Source organism: Parasphingorhabdus pacifica (genome assembly GCF_054779195.1).
Map to the genome: position 1 here is coordinate 383971 of NZ_BAAGYS010000007.1, position 20071 is coordinate 404041.

Sequence of the window (20071 nt, forward strand, 5' to 3'; positions counted from 1 at the left end):
TGGGAACATGATCGGCGGCCGGTGTTGTTGACTCGAGTTATGAGTGTTGAGCAGCAGAAACCCCGTACCCGTGTCCGCGCGCCGGAGCTGACCGGTCGTCAGTGGTTGAACACCGGCGGCCGGGATCTCCAGCTCAAGGAGTTCCGCGGCAAAGTCGTGATCTTGGACTTCTGGACGTTCTGCTGCATCAACTGCCTGCACGTGATCGACGAGCTGCGGCCGTTGGAGGAGGAGTTCGCCGAGGAACTCGTGACGATCGGCGTGCACTCGCCGAAGTTCGAGCACGAAGCCGACCCGAAGGCGCTCGAAGCAGCGGTCGAACGCTACTCGGTGCACCACCCGGTGCTCGACGATCCGGAGCTGGCGACCTGGCAGGACTACGCGGTCAAGGCGTGGCCGACCCTGGCGGTCGTCGATCCCGAGGGCTACCTGGTGCACGTCGCGGCAGGTGAAGGGCACGTCGAGGCGCTGCGCAGCGTGATCGGCGAGTTGGTCACCGAGCACGCGGCGAAGGGCACCCTGCATCGCGGAGACGGTCCGTACGTGCCACCCGAGGCCCCCGACACCACGCTGCGCTTTCCCGGCAAGGTCATCGGGCTCGACGACGGCAGCATGCTGGTGTCGGACTCGGCGAACCACTCGTTGGTGCGGTTGGAGGCCGACGGTCGGACCGTGCGAAACCGGATCGGCAGCGGCTCGCGAGGCCGGACCGACGGCCCTGCCGAGGCCGCTAGCTTCGCCGAGCCCACCGGACTGGCACTGCTGCCACCCGCCGTCGCGACCCGGGCCGGCTACGACGTGGTGGTTGCCGACACGGTCAACCACCTGCTGCGCGGCGTGCGGTTGTCCGACGGAGCGGTGACCACCGTCGCGGGAACCGGCGAGCAGTGGCGCGACGGTGTCGACAGCGGGGCGGCGGAACGGACGCCGCTGACCAGCCCGTGGGACCTCGCGTGGTGGGAACCTGCGGGCGGCGTGGTGATCGCGATGGCGGGCAACCACACGATCGGCCTGTTCGAGCCGATCGAGGGCCGGGTGAGCCGGTTCGCCGGAACCACGGTCGAGGGGCTGCGGGACGGTGCGGTCGAGGACGCGTTCTTCGCCCAGCCGTCCGGGCTGGCCGACGGTGGCGATCGGTTGTGGCTGGCCGACTCCGAAACCTCCGCGCTGCGCTGGTTCGAAGCCGGCGGAGACGGATTCGCCGTGCGCACCGCCATCGGCACCGGGCTGTTCGACTTCGGGCACGCCGACGGTCCCGCGGAGCAGGCGCTCCTGCAGCATCCGCTCGGGGTTTCGACCCTGCCCGACGGCACGGTCGCCGTGTGCGACACCTACAACGGCGCGATCCGCCGGTACGACCCGGTCGCCGAGGAGGTTTCGACGCTCGCCACCGAGGTGGCCGAACCGTCCGGGGCCGCGCTGATCGACGGTGAGCTGGTCGTCGTCGCCTCCGCCGCGCACCAGCTGGAACGCCCGGTTCCGCCCGGCGTGTCGGCGACACTCATCGAGGGCGCATCCCAGCAGGTCAAGCGGCCGGACACCGAGATCGGGCCGGGCGAACTGGAACTGGCGGTGGTGTTCACCCCGCCACCGGGGACCAAGCTCGACGAGCGTTTCGGCCCCTCCACCCGGTTGGAGGTCAGCGCCAGCCCCGAGGAGCTGCTGGTGGAAGGTGCCGGAACCGGCACGGACCTGACCCGGAAGCTGGTGCTCGCCGACGGCATCGAACACGGCGTGCTGCACGTCGTCGCCCAGGCCGCGGGCTGCGACGACGATCCGGAGATCGAACACCCCACGTGCAGGTTGACCCGGCAGGACTGGGGCGTCCCGGTACGCGTCGTCCCGGGAGGTAGCGGTCGGTTGCCGTTGATGATGGGCGGCATGGACTCGTCCGAGTGATATGAACCTCACGGACCCTGGTCCGACGCCATACCGGGTACGGCACGTAAACTTTTCGGGTGACCGATGCCAAGCTTGAGATCCAGATGCTGCATGACCGCGTCATGGTGCGGATCTCCTCGGATGCCGGAGAACGCCGCAGCAACGGCGGCATCGTGATTCCGGCCACCGCCCAGATGGCCAAGCGGCTGCTCTGGGGCGAGGTCTTCGGGGTGGGCAATCACGTGCGGGCCGTCAAGGTCGGCGACCAGGTGTTGTTCAACCCCGAAGACCAGTACGAGTTCGAGGTTCAGGGGCAGTCATACCTGGTGATGCGGGAACGTGATCTGCATGCGGTAGCTACTGAAGGTACCGAGCAAGGCACGGGCCTGTACCTCTGAATCCGATCGCCGGCGCCGTGCCCGGTGGCGCGGGCGGTGCGTACCCAGCCGAAGACGGAGAGCGGACATTCGTGACGGCCTCCCGCCAGGGACGGGCCGCAAGCTGTCCGCCGGTTTTGCCCCACCGCACGACCAGATGAGAAGGGGAAGCGGTGCCGGAAGATAACGATCAACCCCAGCCCGGAGCGAGGTCGGACGCCGGCGGGGAGCGGGCAACCGACCCGCTCCGGACCAACCAGGTGCCCGCTCCGGCGCCGCCCGCCGGTGATGCCGGTGGTGGCGGGCCGGAGGACAGCACCGAGCAGACCACGCAGATCTCGCGGGTGGATCCCACCGACGACGAGATGCGCGAGGCGATGAGGTCCGCGGCGGTCACCGAGCGAGTGGCCTACGAGCCCCCCGAGGCCGCTTCGGAGCGGACGGAAACCATTTCCGCCGTTCCACCGGCCACGCAGCAGTTCTCCGGGTCGATCCCGCAGCCGACTGCAGGCAGTGGTGACGAGCGCACCGAGACCTTCTCGGCTCCCCCGGCGGCCGGTACGCCCGCTGCCGGTGGCACCGCGGTGTGGGCAGCGGCGGGCGGCGCCGGTGGCGGCAATCAGCCTCCTCCGCAGCCGCCGACGGGTCCGCCCGGTCCGGGCGGCGACCCGGGTCCAGGGGACGGCAAGCCGAAACGCCCGGGCATGTTCCGGGCGGGCGTGATCGCCGGTATCGCGGCCGGTGTGCTGGCACTGCTCTACATCGGCGACCTGGCGCTGACGAGCGGTCAGGTTCCACGTGGAACCGTCGTCGCCGACGTCGAGATCGGTGGCCTGAGCGAAGCCGCGGCCGAGAGCAAGCTGCGGAACGAGCTCAGCACGTCGTTGGACGAGCCGGTGCGTGTGCGGGTCGGTGAGGCGCAGACCTCGATCGACCCGGAGGCCGCCGGCCTCGAGATGGACTGGTCGGCCACCGTGAACGAGGTCGGCGAGCAGTCCTGGAACCCGATCAGCCGGTTGACCTCGTTCTTCACCACCCGCGAGGTGGATCCGGTCACCCACGGCAACCGGGCGCAGGTGCGCGAGGCGATCGCGGAGGTCAGCCCCAGGCTCAACCGCGAAGCGTCCGAGGGAACCGTCGAGTTCGACGGCGTCACGCCCAAGGCCGTCGATCCGGTCGTCGGCCGGAGCGTCGACGTCGACGCCGCCACCGAAGCGGTGATCTCGCTGTGGGCCGCGCCGGGGGCCGTCGCGCTGCCGTACGAGGAGCAGCAGGTCAGCACGACCCGCGAGGGCGTGCGACAGGCGCTGGAGAACTTCGCGAAGCCCGCCGTGTCCGCTCCGGTGAAGGTGCAGGGCGAAGGCAAGGACGCCGAGCTCGCGCCGGAGGAGATCGCGAAGGCGCTACGGTTCGAGCCGAACGGTCAGGGCGGGCTCAAGGCCTCGGTGGACGTGCCTGCCGCGGTGGCCGGGGTGGAACCGGAACTCGCCGAGACGATGCGTCCCAGCAAGGACGCCCGGATCGTCCTCGAAGGCGGCAAGCCGAAGGTGCACCCGTCCGTGGACGGGCACGGCATCAACTGGGAGAAGAGCTTCGAGAAGCTCAACGAGGTCCTGCGCAAGGACAACGATCGCAACGTCAAGGCGATCTACCAGGAGGAACCGGCCGAGTTCACCACGGAGCAGGCCGACAAGCTGGGCATCAAGGAAGTCGTCAGCGAGTTCCAGACCGGCGGCTTCGAAGAGGCCTCCGGGGTGAACATCAAGCGCACGGCCGAGGAGGTCAACGGCGCGATCATCAAGCCGGGCGAGACCTTCAGCCTCAACGGGCACACCGGCCCGCGCGGCAAGGAACAGGGCTACGTCGAGTCCGGCATCATCAAGGACGGTCGTCCCGGCAAGGCCGTGGGCGGCGGCATCTCGCAGTTCGCGACGACCCTCTACAACGCGTCGTACTTCGCCGGGATGAAGGACATCGAGCACAAGGAGCACAGCTACTACATCAGTCGTTACCCGGAGGGCCGGGAAGCGACCGTGTTCCAGAGTCCCGATGGCACCAGCATCATCGACGTGAAGTTCAAGAACACGACCGACTACGGGATCATGATCACCACGGAGTGGACGCCGTCGTCGATCAACGTGAAGTTCTGGAGCACCAAGTTCTACGACGTGAGTTCGCAGACCGGTGAGCGGTCGAACCCGACTCCGCCGGAGGTCGTGGCGGTACCGCCGGGTGAGCCGTGCAGCCCGAGCAAGGGCACGCCCGGTTTCACGGTGCACGACACGCGAACTCTCAAGAACGTGAAGACCGGCGAGGTGACCAAGCAGAGCCCGACGAAGACGGTCTACGAACCGCAGCCGATCGTCCACTGCGGCCCGCCCCCGTCGCCCGGCGCCGGGCCACCGCCCCGCTGACCGGTGATCCATGACGGTTCGGCCTCGAGCCGCCGTCCATGAGTACACGAAGGCCCGGTACCGCTTCGCGCGGTGCCGGGCCTTCGTCGTGGGCGGGGTGTTTCAGGAGGTGTGCGTCAGGGCGTGCGGTCGAGGTGCCAGAAGTGCAACTCCGGCCGTTCCGGCGTCTCGCCGTTGAGCAGCGGGTGCCGCTCACCGCGCAGGTGAGTGCCGACGAATGCCGCGACGATCTCGTTGCTCAGCGCTGCGCCGCGGGCCCCGGGCAGCGGCGCGCCGCCGGGGGGCAACCCCGCTTGCCCGCGCAGCAGCGGGAGATCCGTCGACACGCCGTGGCCGCCGCCGTTGAGGGTCATCCACCGCTTCCAGCCGGTGAGCTTCTCCCAGGTTTTCGTCCCAGCTGGAATCGATGCCGTGGGGTGCGTGCTGGCCGCCACCGAGCAGCAGGAACGGACGGTCGAGTCCGGGTTCCACCGGGGTGAACACGGTGCCGTCGAGGTTGATGCCCGCGTCGACCCGCTCGTCGCGCAGCATGGTTTCGGACGCGCTCGCGCCGCCGATGGAGTGCCCCACCATCGCGATCTTCCGCTCGTCGACGAGGTCCGCGTGGCGCTCGGCGAGGTGGTCGAGCACGAACGACACGTCCTGCGCCCGACCCTCCGGGACCTTCGTGTAGTCCTCGGTCTCGCAGGCCACGCACGAGGTGACCCGTCCGTCCGGGAAAGCGGTGCCTGCGGACTCGTAGTTGTGGCCGATCAGCGCCACCGAGTAGCCCCGGGAGGCGAGTTCCTCGGCCATGCCGGACAGCGTGGCCCTCGGCCAGGAGAAGCCGGGCGAGAGCACCACCAGCGGGTAGCCGGTGGAGTTCGGTAGCGGCCGCGCGTCCGGATGGGAGTTGGTCGTGACGGTGCTGAGGATGTTGTCGGGAACGTCGATCGACTCCCCGTACTGTTCCTGCAGCTCGATGAACATCCGCGACTCCTGGGGAGTCATGTACTGCGCGGTGTCCCGGTCGTGCTGTTTCGCGGTCGGGTACCAGAGATCGACCATCAGCTCCCGCTGCTCCGACGGCACCCACGGGTCCTGCCTCCCCTCGTCCCGCAGGTGCAGGCTCGTGGTGCCGACCTCGTGCTCGCCGGTCGGCTCCGGGATTTCGAGCGCGGGTGGGGGCGGTTCGGGAGGTGGTGCGGTCGCGGCGCCGGCGGCGAGCGGCTGTGCCGCGAGCAGCACGCCGGCCGCGAGCGCCACGATTCGGACTGGTTCGCGCATGGAGCACTCCTCGGGTCGATCAACACGTGTCCGCATTGTTGATCGAGAGGCGCGTTGCGCGTATGAGGTTTTTCCCGGAGACGGTCCGGATATCGCCCGGAGACCCTGCCCTGCCCTGGGAACAAGACCAGCGGCGCCTCTCGGAGGATCGAGGGGCGCCGCTGGGAGTGCGCTCACGCGCGGGCTGCCGGGTTCGGCAGTCCCATCGCGGCTCAGAACGCTGCTTCGTCGACCTCCATGAGGGAGTTGTCGGCCGACTCGACGATCGTGCGGCGCGACTTGATCTCCGGAAGCACGTTCTTGGTGAAGAACCGCAGCACGGCCACCTTGCCCTGGTAGAAGGGCTGGTCCTTGGCGGAGGCGCCCGCGTCGAGGGCCGTGAGGGCGGCCTCCGCCTGGCGCAGCAGCAGCCAGCCGATCATCACGTCACCCAGGCTCATCAGCAGGCTGACGGCGTGCTGGCCGACCTTGTAGACGTTCTTGACGTCCTCCTGGGCCGAGGTCAGGAACTCGAACAGCGTGCCGAGCATGCCCTGGGCGTCTTCGAGTCCCTGGGCGAGCAGGGCCCGCTCCTCCTTCAGCCGGTCGTCGGCGCCCTCGGCTTCCAGCGTCTTCTGGATCTCACCGGCGAGGTGACCGAGTGCCTGGCCGTTGTTCTTGACGATCTTGCGGAAGAAGAAGTCCTGCGCCTGGATCGCGGTGGTGCCCTCGTACAGGCTGTCGATCTTGGCGTCCCGGATGTACTGCTCGATCGGGTAGTCCTGCAGGTAGCCGGAGCCGCCGAGCGTCTGCAGCGAGTGCGTCAGCATCTCGTACGCGCGTTCGGAGCCGACGCCCTTGACGATCGGCAGCAGCAGGTCGTTGACGGCCTCGGCCAGCGATACGTCCTCGCCGGCGGCCTTGCCCTGCATGATCTGGTCCTGGTACGTCGCGGTGTAGAGGTACACCGAACGCAGGCCTTCGGCGTAGGCCTTCTGCAGCATCAGGGCGCGCCGCACGTCGGGGTGGTTCGTGGTCGCCACGCGCGGGGCGGTCTTGTCCGCGGCTCGCGTGAGGTCGGCGCTCTGCACCCGCTCCTTGGCGTACTCCAGGGCGTTGAGGTAGCCGGTGGAGAGGGTGCCGATGGCCTTGGTACCGACCATCATCCGCGCGTACTCGATGACCTGGAACATCTGGGCGATGCCGTCGTGGACCTCGCCGAGCAACCAGCCCTTGGCTGGGGTGCCGTGCTGGCCGAAGGTGAGCTCGCAGGTGGCCGAGGCGTTCAGGCCCATCTTGTGCTCGACGTTGGTGACGTAGGCGCCGTTGCGCTCGCCGCGCTCACCGGTGTTGCCGTCGAAGTGGTACTTCGGGACCAGGAACAGGCTCAGGCCCTTGGTGCCGGGCTTGGGCTCGATGCCTTCGCCCTCGGGGCGGGCGAGGACCAGGTGCATGATGTTGTCGGTCATGTCCTGGTCGGCGGAGGTGATGAAGCGCTTCACGCCGTCGAGGTGCCAGGAGCCGTCGGCCTGCTGGATGGCCTTGGTGCGGCCGGCGCCGACGTCCGAACCCGCGTCGGGTTCGGTGAGCACCATCGTGGCGCCCCAGTGCTGGTCGATCATGAGCTTGGCCCACTCGCGCTGTTCCGCGGTGCCGTTGTCCCAGAGGATCGTCGCGAAGCTCGGCCCGGCCATGTACATGTACAGCGACGGGTTGGCGCCGAGGATGAGCTCGGCGGCGGCCCAGACGATGCTCGGCGGGGTGCCGAAGCCGCCCAGGTCGTCCGGCAGGCTCAGACGCCACCATTCGCCGTCGACCAGCTGTTTGTACGACTTCTTGTAGGCCTCGGGCAGCGTGACGGAGTGGGTCGCGGGGTCGAACTTCGCGCCGACCCGGTCGCCTTCTTCGAAGGACTCGGCCAAGGGGCCGGACGCGAGGGCGTTGAGCTCGCTGAGCACACCGCGTGCGGTGTCTTCGTCGGACTGCTCGAAGGCGCCCGTGCCCAGCTGCTGCTGAACCTTGAACACCTCGAAGAGGTTGAATTCGAGGTCACGGACATTGCTCTTGTAGTGGCCCATGGAAGGCTCCCCTTTTGCGCGCGATTGGCCAGCTGACGACCAAAGTTCTTGGGCGGGCCCAGCTCGCCGGACACGTGCCCTTACTCGTCGGTAACAAGAGGGTATTACCTGACAGTAACTTCTGCCAAGTCCGCGTGGCGAAAACGACTCGGACGGCCCCGTCGCGGGCTCCGAACCGGGGCCGCCGAAAAACGGGAGGCCTCGCGCCGGGCGGCGAACTACAGTGACCACGACCGTCGCCAGGAGGCTCCGCCGGTGACCGACCACCTGAATCACTCCCAGCCGGAGGCGCACATGGCCGTGCAAGGGGAACCGCCCGCGCAGGAAGTCGCGGTGCGGATCGAGGGGCTCGTCAAGAGTTTCGGGAACCACCGCGCGCTGGACGGCGTCGGCCTGGAGATCCGCACCGGCCAGGTGCTGGGGCTGCTCGGCCCCAACGGTTCGGGCAAGACCACCACCGTTCGCATTCTGACCACGCTGCTCGGGGCGGATGAGGGGAAAGCGTTCGTCGCCGGTCACGACGTGTTCGCCGAACCGCACGCCGTCCGTCGGGCGATCGGGCTCTCCGGCCAGTACGCGGCGGTCGACGAGAACCTCACCGGCTACGAGAACCTCTACCTGGTCGGCCGCCTGTACGGCATGACCCGCTCGCGGGCGAAGGCGCGCGCGTGGCAGCTGCTCGACCGGTTCCGCCTGCGGGAGGCGGCCGAGCGGCCGGCCAAGGGCTATTCGGGCGGTATGCGCAGGCGCCTCGACCTGGCGGGCGCGCTGGTCGCCGCACCACCCGTGGTGGTGCTCGACGAACCCACCACCGGTCTCGACCCGCGCGGGCGGATGGACACCTGGCAGGTCATCGGCGAACTCGTCGACGACGGGACGACGGTGCTGCTGACCACCCAATACCTGGAAGAGGCCGACCAGCTCGCCGACACCATCGTCGTCATCGACCAGGGCAGGGTGATCGCCCGCGGCACCTCCGAGCAGCTCAAGGCCCAGGTCGGCGGTGAACGGCTCGAACTGGTCGCCCAGGACGTCGCCGACCTGCCGGTGATCGCCGGTGTGCTCGACGAGGTCGGCTCCGGCGCCACACAGGTCGACGAGGCGCTTCGCCGTGTGCAGGTTCCGGTCGAGGAAGGAACCAAAGCGCTGGTCGAGGCACTGCGCCGGTTGGACGCGCAGGACATCGGGGTGCACGACGTCGCTCTGCACCGGCCGTCGCTGGACGACGCGTTCCTGACGCTGACCGGCCGCCCGACCGAAGAACAGGAGGCCCGGCCGTGATTCGTGCCGGTTTGCGGGACAGCGGTGTGCTGGCCTGGCGCAACCTGATGAACATCAAGCGCAACCCGGACATGCTGCTGTCGAGCACCGCGCAGCCGATCATGTTCGTGCTGCTGTTCGCCTACGTCTTCGGCGGCAGCCTCGGCGGCGCGGAGTACCGCGAGTTCCTCATCGCGGGGATCTTCGTCCAGACCGTGGCGTTCAACTCGGCGTTCACGGTCATCGGGCTGGCCAACGACCTGCAGAAGGGAATCGTCGACCGGTTCCGCGCGCTGCCGATATCCCGGGTGGCGGTGCTGCTCGGCCGTACCAGCTCCGACCTGGCCGTGAGCGTGTTGACCATCGTCATCATGTCGCTGTGCGGATTGGTCGTGGGTTGGCGGATCCGGGGCAGCCTCGCCGACGCGCTGCTCGCCTACCTTCTACTGCTGCTGTTCAGTTTCGCCATGTCCTGGGTGGGGGCGTTCATCGGGCTGGTCTCGCGCAGCGTGGAAGTCGCGCAGAGTGCCGGTCTCCTGTGGCTGTTCCCCGTCACGTTCATCTCGTCGGCGTTCGTCTCGGCCGAGAACATGCCGGGGCCGCTGCGGGCGTTCGCCGCCTGGAACCCGATCACGGTGGCGGCCGATGCGTTGCGGGCTCTGTTCGGGAACCCGGTCCGCCCCGGCGTCGGGGTGCCGGACAGTTGGCCCGCGCAGCACGCCGTCGCGTATGCGGTGGGAGCATCGTTGCTGATCATCGCGGTGTTCATGCCGCTGGCCGTCGCCAGGTATCGGAGGGTCGCAAGCCGCTGAGCGGCGTGTTTCACACGATCGCGTTGGAACGGATCTTCCGACCTGCCGAGATCGTCGGCGCCGTCTCCAATGGAGGAAATCAGCCCGCCGGAAGGAACTTCGCGGGCTTTTCTCCTCCGAAGGCGACGACTGGAGACCGGCATGAACCGAACCAGGGCCAAGTACGTGGGCGTCGCGGCAGCGCTCGCGGCGGCTGTCCTCGCCGGGTGCGGTGGCGGGCAGAACGGGATGGGCGGCCAGGAAGGCGAGGCCCCGCCGGCTCCCACCGGCCAAGCACCGGAAGGCCAGCCACCGGAAGGCCAGCAGCCCCCCGAGGGCCAGCCCCCCGAAGGACAGCCCCCCGAGGGCCAGGACGCGGAAGCGGCCAAGGCGGAACTGCAGGGCCAGCTCGACCAGCTGCTCGAACAGAACCCGATCACGTTCCAGCCCGACAGCGCGGAACTCACGCAGCAGGGCGAAGAGACGGTGAACAAGGCCGTCGAAATGGCCAATCAGGCACCGCCGGAGACGCGGTTCCAGATCGTCGGTCACGTGGCCAAAACCGGCGACCCCGGCAATGCGCAGCAGCTTTCCGAAGAACGGGCGCAGGCGGTGGCCGACAAGATGGCCGAAGCGGGTATCGCGGCCGACCGCATGGAGGTTGTCGGCAAGGGCGACAGCGAGCCGAAGGAAAACCTCGAAGCCAGCCGTCGAGTGGAGATCAAACTGCTGTGAGAGATCCGCACGGATCTTTCGCGCGAGTTCAAGGGAGGGTGTTCGGCGCACCCTCCCTTCGAGCGCGTCCATTTCTTCCAGCGCAGCGATCTCTTCCAGGGTGGCGGCCGCTTCCGGGGTTCCGGCCGCTTCCGGGGTTCCGGCCGCTTCCGGGGTGGCGGCGGTTCCGCCGGTTCGCACGACGGAGATCTGCCGGGTGCTGCGCGGGTGGTGGTCTCGTCAGCCGCGCGGCGCGTACATGATCACGGCGACACCGAGCAGGCAGATCAGGGCTCCCGCGATGTCGTAGCGATCCGGCCGGAACCCGTCGAGGACCACCCCCCAGGCCAACGACCCTGCGACGAACACGCCGCCGTAAGCGGCCAGAACGCGCCCGAAGTGGGCGTCGGGCTGCAGCGTCGCCACGAATCCGTACGCCCCGAGCGCGAGTACACCGGCGCCGATCCACAGCAGGCCCTTGTGCTCGCGCACCCCTTGCCACACGAGCCACGCTCCGCCGATCTCGGCCACGGCGGCCAGTACGAACAGGGCGATGGAGCGCAGCACGGTCATGCGTCGCAGGTTATCCCCCGGAAACCGCCGGTGGCGCGGCCTCGATACCGGTTCCGGTGCCCGGCTGGTCAGCGAAGCGGTGCGCAGGTGGCGGGATCCCCTCGCAGCCTCGGGTCGTCCCGCCCGGCGTCTTCGATGGTGATCTCCTCGACCACGTGCGCCACTCCGTCGCGGACCGAGTAGGTGACCCGGTTGCCCCGGTAGGAGAAGTCCGGCGCACTCTCGTAGGCGTTGACGCTGACGAGGTTCCGGCCCGTGGCGGCGGGTGCGCAGCCGTAGGTCGACACCGTGGTCGCGCTGCCTCCTTCGGCCAATCGCCACTGCTCCCCATCGGCGGTGCGCACGGCGTGCAGCCCGGCCTCGGCCGAGTACCGCCACACGCTGGAGATGATCGTGTTCGCCCCGACCGACTCGGGCACCATGATCTCGTCCGAGCCATCGCCGTTCACGTCGATCGGAACGGGCGGTTGTCCCCGCGATTCGCCCGAGATCGTGGCGTCGACGAATTCGCCCGGGAGTCCCGCGCGCAGGAGCATCTCGCCGGGAGATGTCTGGCGGAGCACGATCGGGTTCTCCCGGCCGTCGCCATCGAGGTCAGCGGTGATCTTCTCCTCGCTCGGTGGCGCGGGTTGGGACCAGGCGGGTGTGGCGCAGGACAGCAGCATCGCCAGTGCGGCGGCGCCGCTGAGCATCGTCCGGTTCATTTCGTCCTCCGTGGATCCGTGCTGAAGATCGGTTCGCCCTCGCTCTCCCCCGCCGGACGTCTCCGGTTTGGGCGGGGTTGCGTCTCCGCGACCTCTCGTTCGGGTGGTATGCGAGCGCGAGACGGACAGCTTGGGCGGAATCGCCCGCACAGCCCGATCATGGACGTATCGAGGCGGTGAGATCGGGCGAACCGGACCCGCCGCTGCGCTGTTTCGATGGGGAGCGCGGCCGGTCCGCTTCCGGAGGGCCGCCACGCGCGTGCGAGTGCGGATGCCCCGATAGTGTGGACCTGTTGCGGAAGCAGGTCGTTCGGTAGGCGGAAGCCGCGCCGAGGGCGTGTTCGTCTCGTGAGGTGCGTGGTCAGTGTGGTCGCGAGCGCCGGGTCTGCACTTTCCAGGCCGTCTGCACCAGCGAGCGCGCGGGCCTGAGTCCACCAGCAGCTCACGAGCCCGTCTGGTTCGTGGGAGGACGGGACTGACATTGCACCTGCGGCCCATCAGGGATGAGAGGGAGGCCAGCCATGATGTCTGACGGTGGTCGGGACAAGCCCGATTGGGCGAGGCTCGGCAGAGTCGATCCGTGGGTCTGGTTCATGGTGATCCCGGTGTTGGCGGTGTCGCTGCTGTTCTTCTTCGGTGGCGTTCCGCTCGTCGGTGTGCTCGTCGTCCTGTTCGGCGGCCTGGTGATCCTCTTCGACTCGTGGTCCAACCGCCCCGACCTCAGGGCGCCCGCGCCCGCCCGCGCACAGGCGCGCCGTCCCGCGCAGCCGCAAGGGCGGCCGCGCGCTCCTCGGCAGCAGGAATCGGCGCGATCCGAACGCGGGCGATCGGAACGTGGGCGATCGGAACGTGGGCGATCGGAACGCGCCCAGGCGTCCGGCAGGTATGCCGAGCCGACGCGGCAGGCCCCGCGCAGGCCCGCTCGCGGGGCGCAGCCCGGCGCACCGGGCGGCCGCGGACGCCGCTGAACAGGTGTCCGTGCGTTGCACGTGCGCACGTCGAACCGACCGGATCCGATCGATACCGCCGCGGCCCGGAAGTGTCGTGCCGCGCGCCCGGCGGCCGTCCTTCCGGCCGCACTTCCGGGCGCGCGAGCGTCCATGATCAATCCGTGGTGCGGACCGGGAAGTTCCGCCGCTCCCCACGTGTTGTTACCGGTGAGTACCGCACGATCTGGGAGACAACATGGTGGTCGCACTCGGCACGGTCGGAGTCATGACCGGCGAACGGTCCTGGAACCTCGACAGCGGTGAACACCGCGAAGCCGTCGCCGAACTCGACGAGCTCGGTTACGGCACCCTCTGGCTGGGCAACGCCGACGGGAACCTGCGGTCGGTGTCCGGACTGCTGGGCGCGACGAAGAAGCTCGCGGTCGCAACGGCGATCGTCAACATCTGGACGCACAGCGCGGCCGAGGTCGCCGCCGCCTACCAGCGCGTCGACCGCGACGCTCCCGGGCGGGCACTGGTGGGTCTCGGGTCGAGTCACGCCCAGGCGGTGGAACACACGGGCACGGCTTACACCAAGCCATTCAGCAGGCTGCGCGACTACCTCGACGAGCTCGACGAGGTCGACCCGCCGCTGCCTCCGCAGGGCCGGATCCTCGCGGCGCTCGGACCGCGCACGCTCGGGCTGGCCGGTGAACGGGCGGCCGGAGCCGTCCCCTACCTGACGACCCCGGAGCACACCGCGCGTGCTCGGGAGATTCTGGGGGCGGGCCCGCTCCTGGCCCCGGAGCAAAAACTTCTGCTCCAGACCGATCCGGTGCGGGCACGTGAAACCGCCCGCAGTGCGCTGCGGCACTACCTGCAGCTGCCGAACTACCTGAACAACCTCCGCCGCCTCGGGTTCACCGACGACGACTTCGCCGACGGGGGCAGCGATCGGCTCGTGGACGCGCTGGTCGCCTGGGGCGATGCGGATGCGCTGGCCGATCGGGTCCGCGAGCACTGCGAGGCCGGCGCCGACCACGTGGCCGTTCAGGTCCTCGGCGACGACCTCCCGCGCGAGCAGTGGCGAATCCTGGCACCCGCGCTGCTCTCCGGCTGATCCGCCGTTCTTGCCCCGGCCCGTCCTCCTGACCCCGCGGCTGGGGCATCGGGCGGTACGCCACGCCGGGGCGGCTCGCGTGGCCGGGAGGCCCGCGGGCGGGTCCCCGCACCGCGTGCGCCCGGTGGTTTCGAGCGTCGAGCTGGCCGACCGTCGCCCGTGCGATGGAGCCGGTTTCGGAACGCGCGGCGGGCCACGAACGACGAAGGCCCAGGCGGAGCGAATTGTGCTCCTGACCTGGGCCTTCGTTCTTTGAGCGAGTGACGGGAATCGAACCCGCGTTCTCAGCTTGGGAAGCTGATGTTCTACCATTGAACTACACTCGCAGTGCCGTTCCGGCGGTTCACACTCTAACACGGCGGCCGACGAAGATCCGTAGGCACCCGGCGGCTAGGCTGTCGGCGTGTTGTTGAGTGACCGGGACCTGCGCAAAGAGTTCGATGAGGGCCGCCTCGAACTGAATCCGTTCGAAGCCGCGATGCTTCAGCCGTCGAGCGTCGACGTGCGGCTGGACCGCTACTTCCGGGTCTTCGACAACACGAAGTACACCCACATCGACCCGTCGCGCCAGCAGGACGAGTTGACCTCGCTCGTGGAAACTCCGGAGGGTGACCCGTTCGTGCTGCACCCCGGCGAGTTCGTGCTGGGGTCGACGTTCGAGGGCGTTCGCCTGCCGGATGATCTGGCGGGTCGGTTGGAGGGCAAGTCGTCCCTCGGCAGGCTCGGTCTGCTCACGCACTCCACGGCCGGATTCATCGACCCCGGGTTCTCCGGCCACATCACCCTCGAACTGTCCAACGTGGCCAACCTGCCGATCACGTTGTGGCCGGGCATGAAGATCGGCCAGCTGTGCCTGTTCCGGCTCTCCAGTCCCGCCGAACATCCCTACGGATCGAAGCAGGCGGGATCGCGCTACCAGGGTCAGCGCGGCCCGACCCCGTCGCGGGCGCACCTCAACTTCAGCTGCGTCGACACCCGCCGCTGACTCCTTCCCACGTCGGCCCGCGCATGCGGGCAGTGACCGCCCGGTAACGCCGGGCGGTTTCTTTTTGCGCACGTGAAATAGTTCATGATCGATCCAGGGTCAACGTGATGATTCCCACCCTGAATCGAGGAAGTCAAGCTCGGGTTCAGAATCTAGGTTGTCCGGGACCCGACGCGCAGGTAACGGGCATGCAACGTGGCATGCCGGCGAGCGGGTACAGGAGAACTTCCATGTCGGTCACGCAGTCGCGGACCCCGGGTTCCTCGTCGAGGCATCTGGGGCACGTGGTGATGATCGCCAGTGCCGCGGCGCTCGGCGGTTTCCTCTTCGGCTACGACACCTCCGTCATCAACGGTGGTGTCGACGCCATTCAAGCCCACTTCAACGTGGGATCCGGGCTCACCGGACTGGTCGTCTCGTCGGCCCTGCTGGGGTCGGCGGTGGGTGCCGCCATCGCGGGCGGACTGGCCGACCGCATCGGCCGAATCCGAGTCATGCAGCTGGCCGCGGTCCTGTTCATGGTCAGCGCCATCGGCTCGGCCGTCCCGTTCGCGATCTGGGACCTCGCGTTCTGGCGGATCCTCGGCGGTATCGCCGTCGGCATCGCATCCGTGATCGCACCCGCCTACATCGCCGAGGTCGCCCCCGCCGCCTATCGGGGACGGCTCACCTCGCTGCAGCAGCTGGCCATCGTGCTGGGCATCGCGTTCTCGCAGCTCGTCAACTTCGGGATCGCGGCAGGCGCCGGGGGCGGAGCAGCCGACCTGCTCGGCCCGCTGCAGGCGTGGCAGTGGATGCTCGCCGCCGAGGTCGTGCCCGCACTGCTCTACCTCGTGATGTCCTCGACGATCCCGGAGTCCCCGCGCTACCTGGTGCGGGCGGGCAAGACCGACGCGGCACGCGCCGTGCTCGCCAGGATCGAGATCGGTGATCCGGACGAGAGGATCGCCGAGATCCGCGCCGCGCTCGGTGAGCGCAAGCCGAGGTTGGCGGATCTGCGTGGCAACTTCGGTGTGCTGCCGATCGTGTGGGTCGGCATGGCGATCGCGGCGCTGCAGCAGTTCGTCGGTATCAACGTCATCTTCTACTACTCCTCGTCGCTGTGGCAGTCCGTCGGCATCGAGGAGAGCAATTCGCTGCTGCTCAGCCTGTTCACCTCGATCGTGAACATCGTCGGTACCTTGCTGGCGATCGCGTTCGTCGACCGGATCGGCCGCAAGCCGCTGTTGGTGGTCGGCTCGGCTGGCATGGCGATTTCGCTCGCCGTCACCGGCTGGGCGTTCAGCTTCGCCGAAGTCGTCGGCGACGACGCGCACCTGCCGTTCCAGTGGGGCGTGGTCGCGCTGGTCGCGGCGAGCACGTTCGTGCTGTTCTTCGCCGGCTCGTGGGGCGTGGTGATGTGGGTGCTGCTGGGTGAGATGTTCCCGCCGCACATCCGCGCGGCCGCGCTGGCGGTCGGGACCGGGACCAACTGGATCGCGAACTGGCTGGTCACCGTCAGCTTCCCCAGCCTGCGTGACTGGAACCTACCCGCGACGTACTTCATGTACGCGGGCTTCGCGTTGATTTCGCTGGTGTTCGTGCTCAGGTACCTCAAGGAGACCAAGGGCAAGACGCTGGAGGAAATGGGCAAGAGCTGACTCGTGCCTCGACGAGCACCCCCGGTCACAGGCGTTGACCGGGGGTGCTCGTTCGTTCGCGGGGGTGCGGTTTCTACCGCGGTCCACAGCCCACGCTGCTCATGCCCGGGCAAATCCGGCATTTAGCAGCTGTTCGCCGGTGTGTCCAGGGCTTTCCGGCTGGTGGCCACCGTCGGTGCAGCCTTGCCGCTGAGAAGGGTGGAACCGGCCTGTCGGTGTGCCATAGAGGATCGATTGCCCCGTACTACTGGATCCCGGCGTCGGTTCGACGCCGGATCGACAGGGTTAGTAGAGAGGGATCCAGATGAATTCTTCCCACGTCGCCAAGACCGTCGCGGCTGCTGCGATCGCTGTGGGCATCAGCGCTTTTGCCGCACCGGCGGCGCTCGCCGACGGGTACGTCACCAACAATCAGGACGGTGACAACACCAACCAGCACGTCAGCGGGTTCGGGAACACCGGGGTGCAGATCGCCGAGAACGAGATCGAGGTCGAGGCCGACTTCGGCGGTAAGCACAAGCCGGGGCACCACCACGGCAAGACCGTGGCCGACCACGTGGCCGGCAAGCTGCAGGGTCGCTGACCGGCTCGAAAGACGACGAGGAGGGGCGGACCCACTGCGGTCCGCCCCTTCTCGCGCGTCCGTGCCCGCCGGCGTGCACCTGTCGGTTCGGTATCTCGGTCCTGTTTCCCGATGTTGCACGCTTGCGCACCGGGGAGCTGGTCTGATGGGGGCGTGATGGCTTCGGGGCAGGAATCCGGCGAGGAGCCGGTCGAGGTCGGCAACGCCTTGAACGGCGAGGTCCGTTCTGCCTTGCAGGCGGGGCAAGTCAACGGGCCGGTGACGTTCTACGGCTCCGGCGCGGAACCGGATCGAGGACCAGGCTTGGGATCGGTGGAGGCACCGATGCCGGTCCACGGCGTGCACGGCCGGGACGACGTGGTCGCCGCGGTGACCGGGGAGCTGCGGACCGGACGGAGCTGCGTCGTGTTGTACGCCGCCGGCGGCTACGGCAAGACCACGATCGCCTCGCGCGTGGTCCGAGAGGCCGCCGACGACACCGAGGTGTGGTGGGTGGACGCCTCCTCGGAACACGGTCTGAGCGAGGCGCTGCGCGAGGTCGCCACACGGGCGGGTGCGAACCCGGAGGCGGTGCGGCAGGCCTGGGAGGGCGGCGCTTCGGCACCGGACCTGTTGTGGCGGCAGCTCGACCGGTTGGAGTGTCGCTGGCTGCTGGTGTTCGACAACGCCGACGACGCCCGTGTTCTCGGAGCCGGACGGCCGGTGCCCGAGGGAACCGGCTGGTTGCGCGTACCCGGTTCGCGCGGCAGCGTTCTCGTCACCAGCCGGGACGGAAACCCGGCGGCGTGGGGTGGGCGCGTGAGCCTGCGTGCGGTGGAATCGCTGCCCGAGGTGGCAGGTGCGCGGCTGTTGCTCGAACGCGCCCCGGAAGCCGGTTCGGCGGAGCGGGCCGAAGAGCTGTCCCGGCGATTGGGTGGATTGCCGCTGGCCCTGCACTCGGCCGGCCGGTACCTCGCCGTCGCGGGGGCCATGCCGATACTGCCCGGTCTTGAGCTGCCGGTCGACTTCGACAGCTATCGGGACGCGCTCGACGGCCGCTGGCCGGAACTCACGGAGCTACCGGACTCACCGCACCCACCCCGCGAGCGGGAGATGCTGCACCGCACCTGGGAACTGTCGCTGGACCTGCTGGCCGAACGCGGCCACCCGCTGGCCCGACCGTTGTTGCGGCTCGTGTCCCATCTGGCAGCCGCACCGATTCCGTTGGAGTTGCTCCGCGCGGACGTCCTGGCCGAGCATCCGCCCTTCGCGAGCCTGACACCGCAGCGACTCGCCGCCACGATCCAGGCGCTCGCCGGAGTGGGCCTAGCCGAATCCACCACGCTCCCCGCGCAGGATGTGCGGAGCGCGGTGCCGGTCCTTCGGTTGCATCCCGTGGTTCGCGAAACCAACCGCCACCACGGAGACGTGGCGGAGCGACGCGCCTACGCCGGTCGCTGCTCCGTGCTGCTGGCGGGCGTGGCTTCCGGGATCGATCCCGCGGACCCCGTCACTTGGCCCCGCTGGCGGATCCTGCTCCCGCACTGTGCGGCGATCGCCGATGCCGTGATCCCCGACGCCGCGCCCGGAGGTGACGGGCCTGCCGGGGACGAGCCTGCCGGGGACGAGGGAGAGCTCGGTCCGGTCGCCGAGGCGACCGCGACAGCCGCCGGGTTCTGCGCTGAAGCGGGCTTGCTCGCCCAAGCGGCCCGTCTCTACCGGGCCGCGTTGTCGTGCTGCCGTGCGACGTTCGGTGCGGAACATCCCGCCACCCTGGGAATACGCAACAACCTGGCGAACGTATTGCTGGATCGCGGCGAGCTGGCGATTGCCGAATCGGAGTTCCGCGCCGTATTGGAGTCGGCGACCGAAGTCCTGGGAGTGAAAGACCCCAGAACCTTGAGCGCGCTGGCCAATCTGGCCCGGGTGCTCAACGAACGGGGCGAGTTGGCGCAGGCGGAATCGAAGTTCGGCGCGGTCCTCGAACTCCGGCGCGAGGTTCTCGGTGCCGAGCACCCCGACGTTCTGATCACGCGGAACAATCTGGCGAACCTGTTGCGGGAGCGGGGTGATCTGGATCGGGCGGAGGCGGAGTACCGCACGGTCCTCGAGTCGGCGACCGAGCTGTGGGGTCCGGAACACCACACCACGCTGGGAGTGCGGAACAACCTGGCGAATGTGTCGCACCTTCGGGGTGAGCTGGATCGGGCGGAGGCGGAGTACAGCGCGATCCTCGAGTCGGCGACCGAGATGTGGGGCCGGGAACACCCCAACACCCTGAGGATGCGCGGCAATTGGGCGAGCGTGTTGAAGGCTCGCGGCGATTTGGAGCGAGCAGTGACGGAGTCTCGCGCGTTGCTCGAGCTCCAGCGCGCGACGTTGGGGGACGGGCATTCCGGCACCCTGGCAACGCGAAGCAACCTGGCCACCCTGTTGCGCGACTTGGGGGAGCCTGCGGAGGCCGAATCCGAGCTTCGCCCGGCGCTGGAGTCGACCAGGAGACTCCGCGGGGAAAATCACCCCAGCACGCTGACCATGCGGCACAACCGAGCGGTCCTGCTGCGGGATCGAGGTGAACTCGACCAAGCCGAGGTGGAGTTCCACGCGGTGTGGACAGCGCGTTGCGAGGTCCTCGGCGGGAAACACCCCGACACCCGCGCGACGAAAGCGGAGTTGGACGGTCTGCTCGCACACCGACAGGGCGACCCCGGAACAGGGCCGGCCGACTGATGAGGCGCCGCGCACGAGAAGAGGGGCGGACCAGTAGGCCCGCCCCTCCACTGCGTTCGCGATCGCTC

General features: G+C 68.8%; 16 protein-coding genes and 1 tRNA gene. 12 read left to right on the plus strand and 5 right to left on the minus strand.

Annotated elements, in window-relative coordinates; translation table 11 throughout:
* The first annotated feature begins 39 nt into the window (after positions 1-39).
* The 3 genes from ACYVAN_RS11170 (at position 40) to ACYVAN_RS11180 (ending at position 4672) form a co-directional block, all read left to right on the plus strand.
* On the plus strand, positions 40-1899 hold the full coding sequence (locus tag ACYVAN_RS11170) for an NHL domain-containing thioredoxin family protein (protein ID WP_460958490.1): 1860 nt from the start codon (positions 40-42) through the stop codon (positions 1897-1899).
* 59 nt (positions 1900-1958) lie between these two features.
* Positions 1959-2279 (plus strand): GroES family chaperonin, encoded by a 321-nt coding sequence (locus ACYVAN_RS11175; RefSeq protein WP_460958492.1) that lies wholly within the window; start codon positions 1959-1961, stop codon positions 2277-2279.
* Positions 2280-2431: 152 nt separating this feature from the next.
* Positions 2432-4672: a VanW family protein gene (locus tag ACYVAN_RS11180; RefSeq protein ID WP_460958494.1), complete on the plus strand. Its 2241-nt coding sequence runs from the start codon at positions 2432-2434 to the stop codon at positions 4670-4672.
* A gap of 192 nt (positions 4673-4864) precedes the next feature.
* On the opposite strand, the gene ACYVAN_RS11185 is transcribed toward ACYVAN_RS11180, so the two are convergent.
* Both ACYVAN_RS11185 and ACYVAN_RS11190 read right to left on the minus strand, forming a co-directional pair.
* Complete coding sequence (locus ACYVAN_RS11185; protein ID WP_460958496.1) at positions 4865-5938, minus strand: alpha/beta hydrolase family protein; 1074 nt, start codon at positions 5936-5938, stop codon at positions 4865-4867.
* A gap of 212 nt (positions 5939-6150) precedes the next feature.
* Positions 6151-7995, minus strand: coding sequence for an acyl-CoA dehydrogenase (locus tag ACYVAN_RS11190; protein ID WP_460958498.1), 1845 nt, complete (start codon positions 7993-7995; stop codon positions 6151-6153).
* 255 nt (positions 7996-8250) lie between these two features.
* Between ACYVAN_RS11190 and ACYVAN_RS11195 the strand changes: the two genes are divergently transcribed.
* From ACYVAN_RS11195 to ACYVAN_RS11205, 3 genes are all read left to right on the plus strand, one after another.
* Complete coding sequence (locus tag ACYVAN_RS11195; protein ID WP_460958500.1) at positions 8251-9276, plus strand: ATP-binding cassette domain-containing protein; 1026 nt, start codon at positions 8251-8253, stop codon at positions 9274-9276.
* A complete protein-coding gene (locus tag ACYVAN_RS11200; protein ID WP_460958502.1) occupies positions 9273-10067 on the plus strand; it encodes an ABC transporter permease in 795 nt (264 codons plus the stop codon). Before ACYVAN_RS11195 ends, ACYVAN_RS11200 begins: the two co-directional genes overlap by 4 nt.
* 141 nt (positions 10068-10208) lie before the next feature.
* The gene (locus ACYVAN_RS11205; RefSeq protein ID WP_460958504.1) at positions 10209-10781 is read left to right on the plus strand and encodes an OmpA family protein; all 573 of its coding nucleotides are present in this window, start codon (positions 10209-10211) and stop codon (positions 10779-10781) included.
* Between the two features lie 219 nt (positions 10782-11000).
* Here ACYVAN_RS11205 and ACYVAN_RS11210 read toward each other — a convergent pair whose 3' ends face one another.
* Positions 11001-11333 carry a YnfA family protein gene (locus ACYVAN_RS11210; RefSeq protein ID WP_460958506.1) on the minus strand — a complete coding sequence of 111 codons (333 nt, stop codon included), beginning with the start codon at positions 11331-11333 and terminating at the stop codon, positions 11001-11003.
* Between the two features lie 68 nt (positions 11334-11401).
* Entirely contained in the window at positions 11402-12037 is a 636-nt protein-coding gene (locus ACYVAN_RS11215) for an FG-GAP repeat domain-containing protein (RefSeq protein WP_460958508.1), read from the minus strand.
* Between the two features lie 521 nt (positions 12038-12558).
* Here ACYVAN_RS11215 and ACYVAN_RS11220 point away from each other — a divergent pair.
* Both ACYVAN_RS11220 and ACYVAN_RS11225 read left to right on the plus strand, forming a co-directional pair.
* Positions 12559-13005, plus strand: coding sequence for a hypothetical protein (locus tag ACYVAN_RS11220; RefSeq protein ID WP_460958510.1), 447 nt, complete (start codon positions 12559-12561; stop codon positions 13003-13005).
* Between the two features lie 217 nt (positions 13006-13222).
* Positions 13223-14086 carry an LLM class F420-dependent oxidoreductase gene (locus tag ACYVAN_RS11225; RefSeq protein WP_460958512.1) on the plus strand — a complete coding sequence of 288 codons (864 nt, stop codon included), beginning with the start codon at positions 13223-13225 and terminating at the stop codon, positions 14084-14086.
* Positions 14087-14341: 255 nt separating this feature from the next.
* Here ACYVAN_RS11225 and ACYVAN_RS11230 read toward each other — a convergent pair.
* A tRNA-Gly gene (locus ACYVAN_RS11230) sits at positions 14342-14412 on the minus strand.
* Positions 14413-14489: 77 nt separating this feature from the next.
* On the opposite strand from ACYVAN_RS11230, the gene dcd reads away from it, so the two are divergent.
* From dcd to ACYVAN_RS11250, 4 genes are all read left to right on the plus strand, one after another.
* Positions 14490-15071, plus strand: a complete 582-nt coding sequence (gene dcd / locus ACYVAN_RS11235) for a dCTP deaminase (protein ID WP_460958514.1) — start codon at positions 14490-14492, stop codon at positions 15069-15071.
* 230 nt (positions 15072-15301) lie between these two features.
* On the plus strand, positions 15302-16711 hold the full coding sequence (locus tag ACYVAN_RS11240; RefSeq protein ID WP_460958516.1) for a sugar porter family MFS transporter: 1410 nt from the start codon (positions 15302-15304) through the stop codon (positions 16709-16711).
* Positions 16712-17015: 304 nt separating this feature from the next.
* A complete protein-coding gene (locus tag ACYVAN_RS11245; RefSeq protein WP_460958518.1) occupies positions 17016-17294 on the plus strand; it encodes a hypothetical protein in 279 nt (92 codons plus the stop codon).
* A gap of 156 nt (positions 17295-17450) precedes the next feature.
* Complete coding sequence (locus ACYVAN_RS11250) at positions 17451-20003, plus strand: tetratricopeptide repeat protein (protein WP_460958723.1); 2553 nt, start codon at positions 17451-17453, stop codon at positions 20001-20003.
* Positions 20004-20071: the final 68 nt, after the last annotated feature.

Excerpts from the sequence above, each read along its gene's own strand:
- ACYVAN_RS11190 (WP_460958498.1), bottom strand. The coding sequence starts at position 7,995 with ATGGGCCACTACAAGAGCAATGTCCGTGACCTCGAATTCAACCTCTTC.
- ACYVAN_RS11210 (WP_460958506.1), bottom strand. The coding sequence starts at position 11,333 with ATGACCGTGCTGCGCTCCATCGCCCTGTTCGTACTGGCCGCCGTGGCC.
- ACYVAN_RS11250 (WP_460958723.1), top strand. The coding sequence starts at position 17,451 with ATGGCTTCGGGGCAGGAATCCGGCGAGGAGCCGGTCGAGGTCGGCAAC.
- ACYVAN_RS11240 (WP_460958516.1), top strand. The coding sequence starts at position 15,302 with ATGTCGGTCACGCAGTCGCGGACCCCGGGTTCCTCGTCGAGGCATCTG.
- ACYVAN_RS11170 (WP_460958490.1), top strand. The coding sequence starts at position 40 with ATGAGTGTTGAGCAGCAGAAACCCCGTACCCGTGTCCGCGCGCCGGAG.
- ACYVAN_RS11185 (WP_460958496.1), bottom strand. The coding sequence starts at position 5,938 with ATGCGCGAACCAGTCCGAATCGTGGCGCTCGCGGCCGGCGTGCTGCTC.
- ACYVAN_RS11245 (WP_460958518.1), top strand. The coding sequence starts at position 17,016 with ATGAATTCTTCCCACGTCGCCAAGACCGTCGCGGCTGCTGCGATCGCT.
- ACYVAN_RS11220 (WP_460958510.1), top strand. The coding sequence starts at position 12,559 with ATGATGTCTGACGGTGGTCGGGACAAGCCCGATTGGGCGAGGCTCGGC.
- ACYVAN_RS11215 (WP_460958508.1), bottom strand. The coding sequence starts at position 12,037 with ATGAACCGGACGATGCTCAGCGGCGCCGCCGCACTGGCGATGCTGCTG.
- ACYVAN_RS11205 (WP_460958504.1), top strand. The coding sequence starts at position 10,209 with ATGAACCGAACCAGGGCCAAGTACGTGGGCGTCGCGGCAGCGCTCGCG.
- ACYVAN_RS11225 (WP_460958512.1), top strand. The coding sequence starts at position 13,223 with ATGGTGGTCGCACTCGGCACGGTCGGAGTCATGACCGGCGAACGGTCC.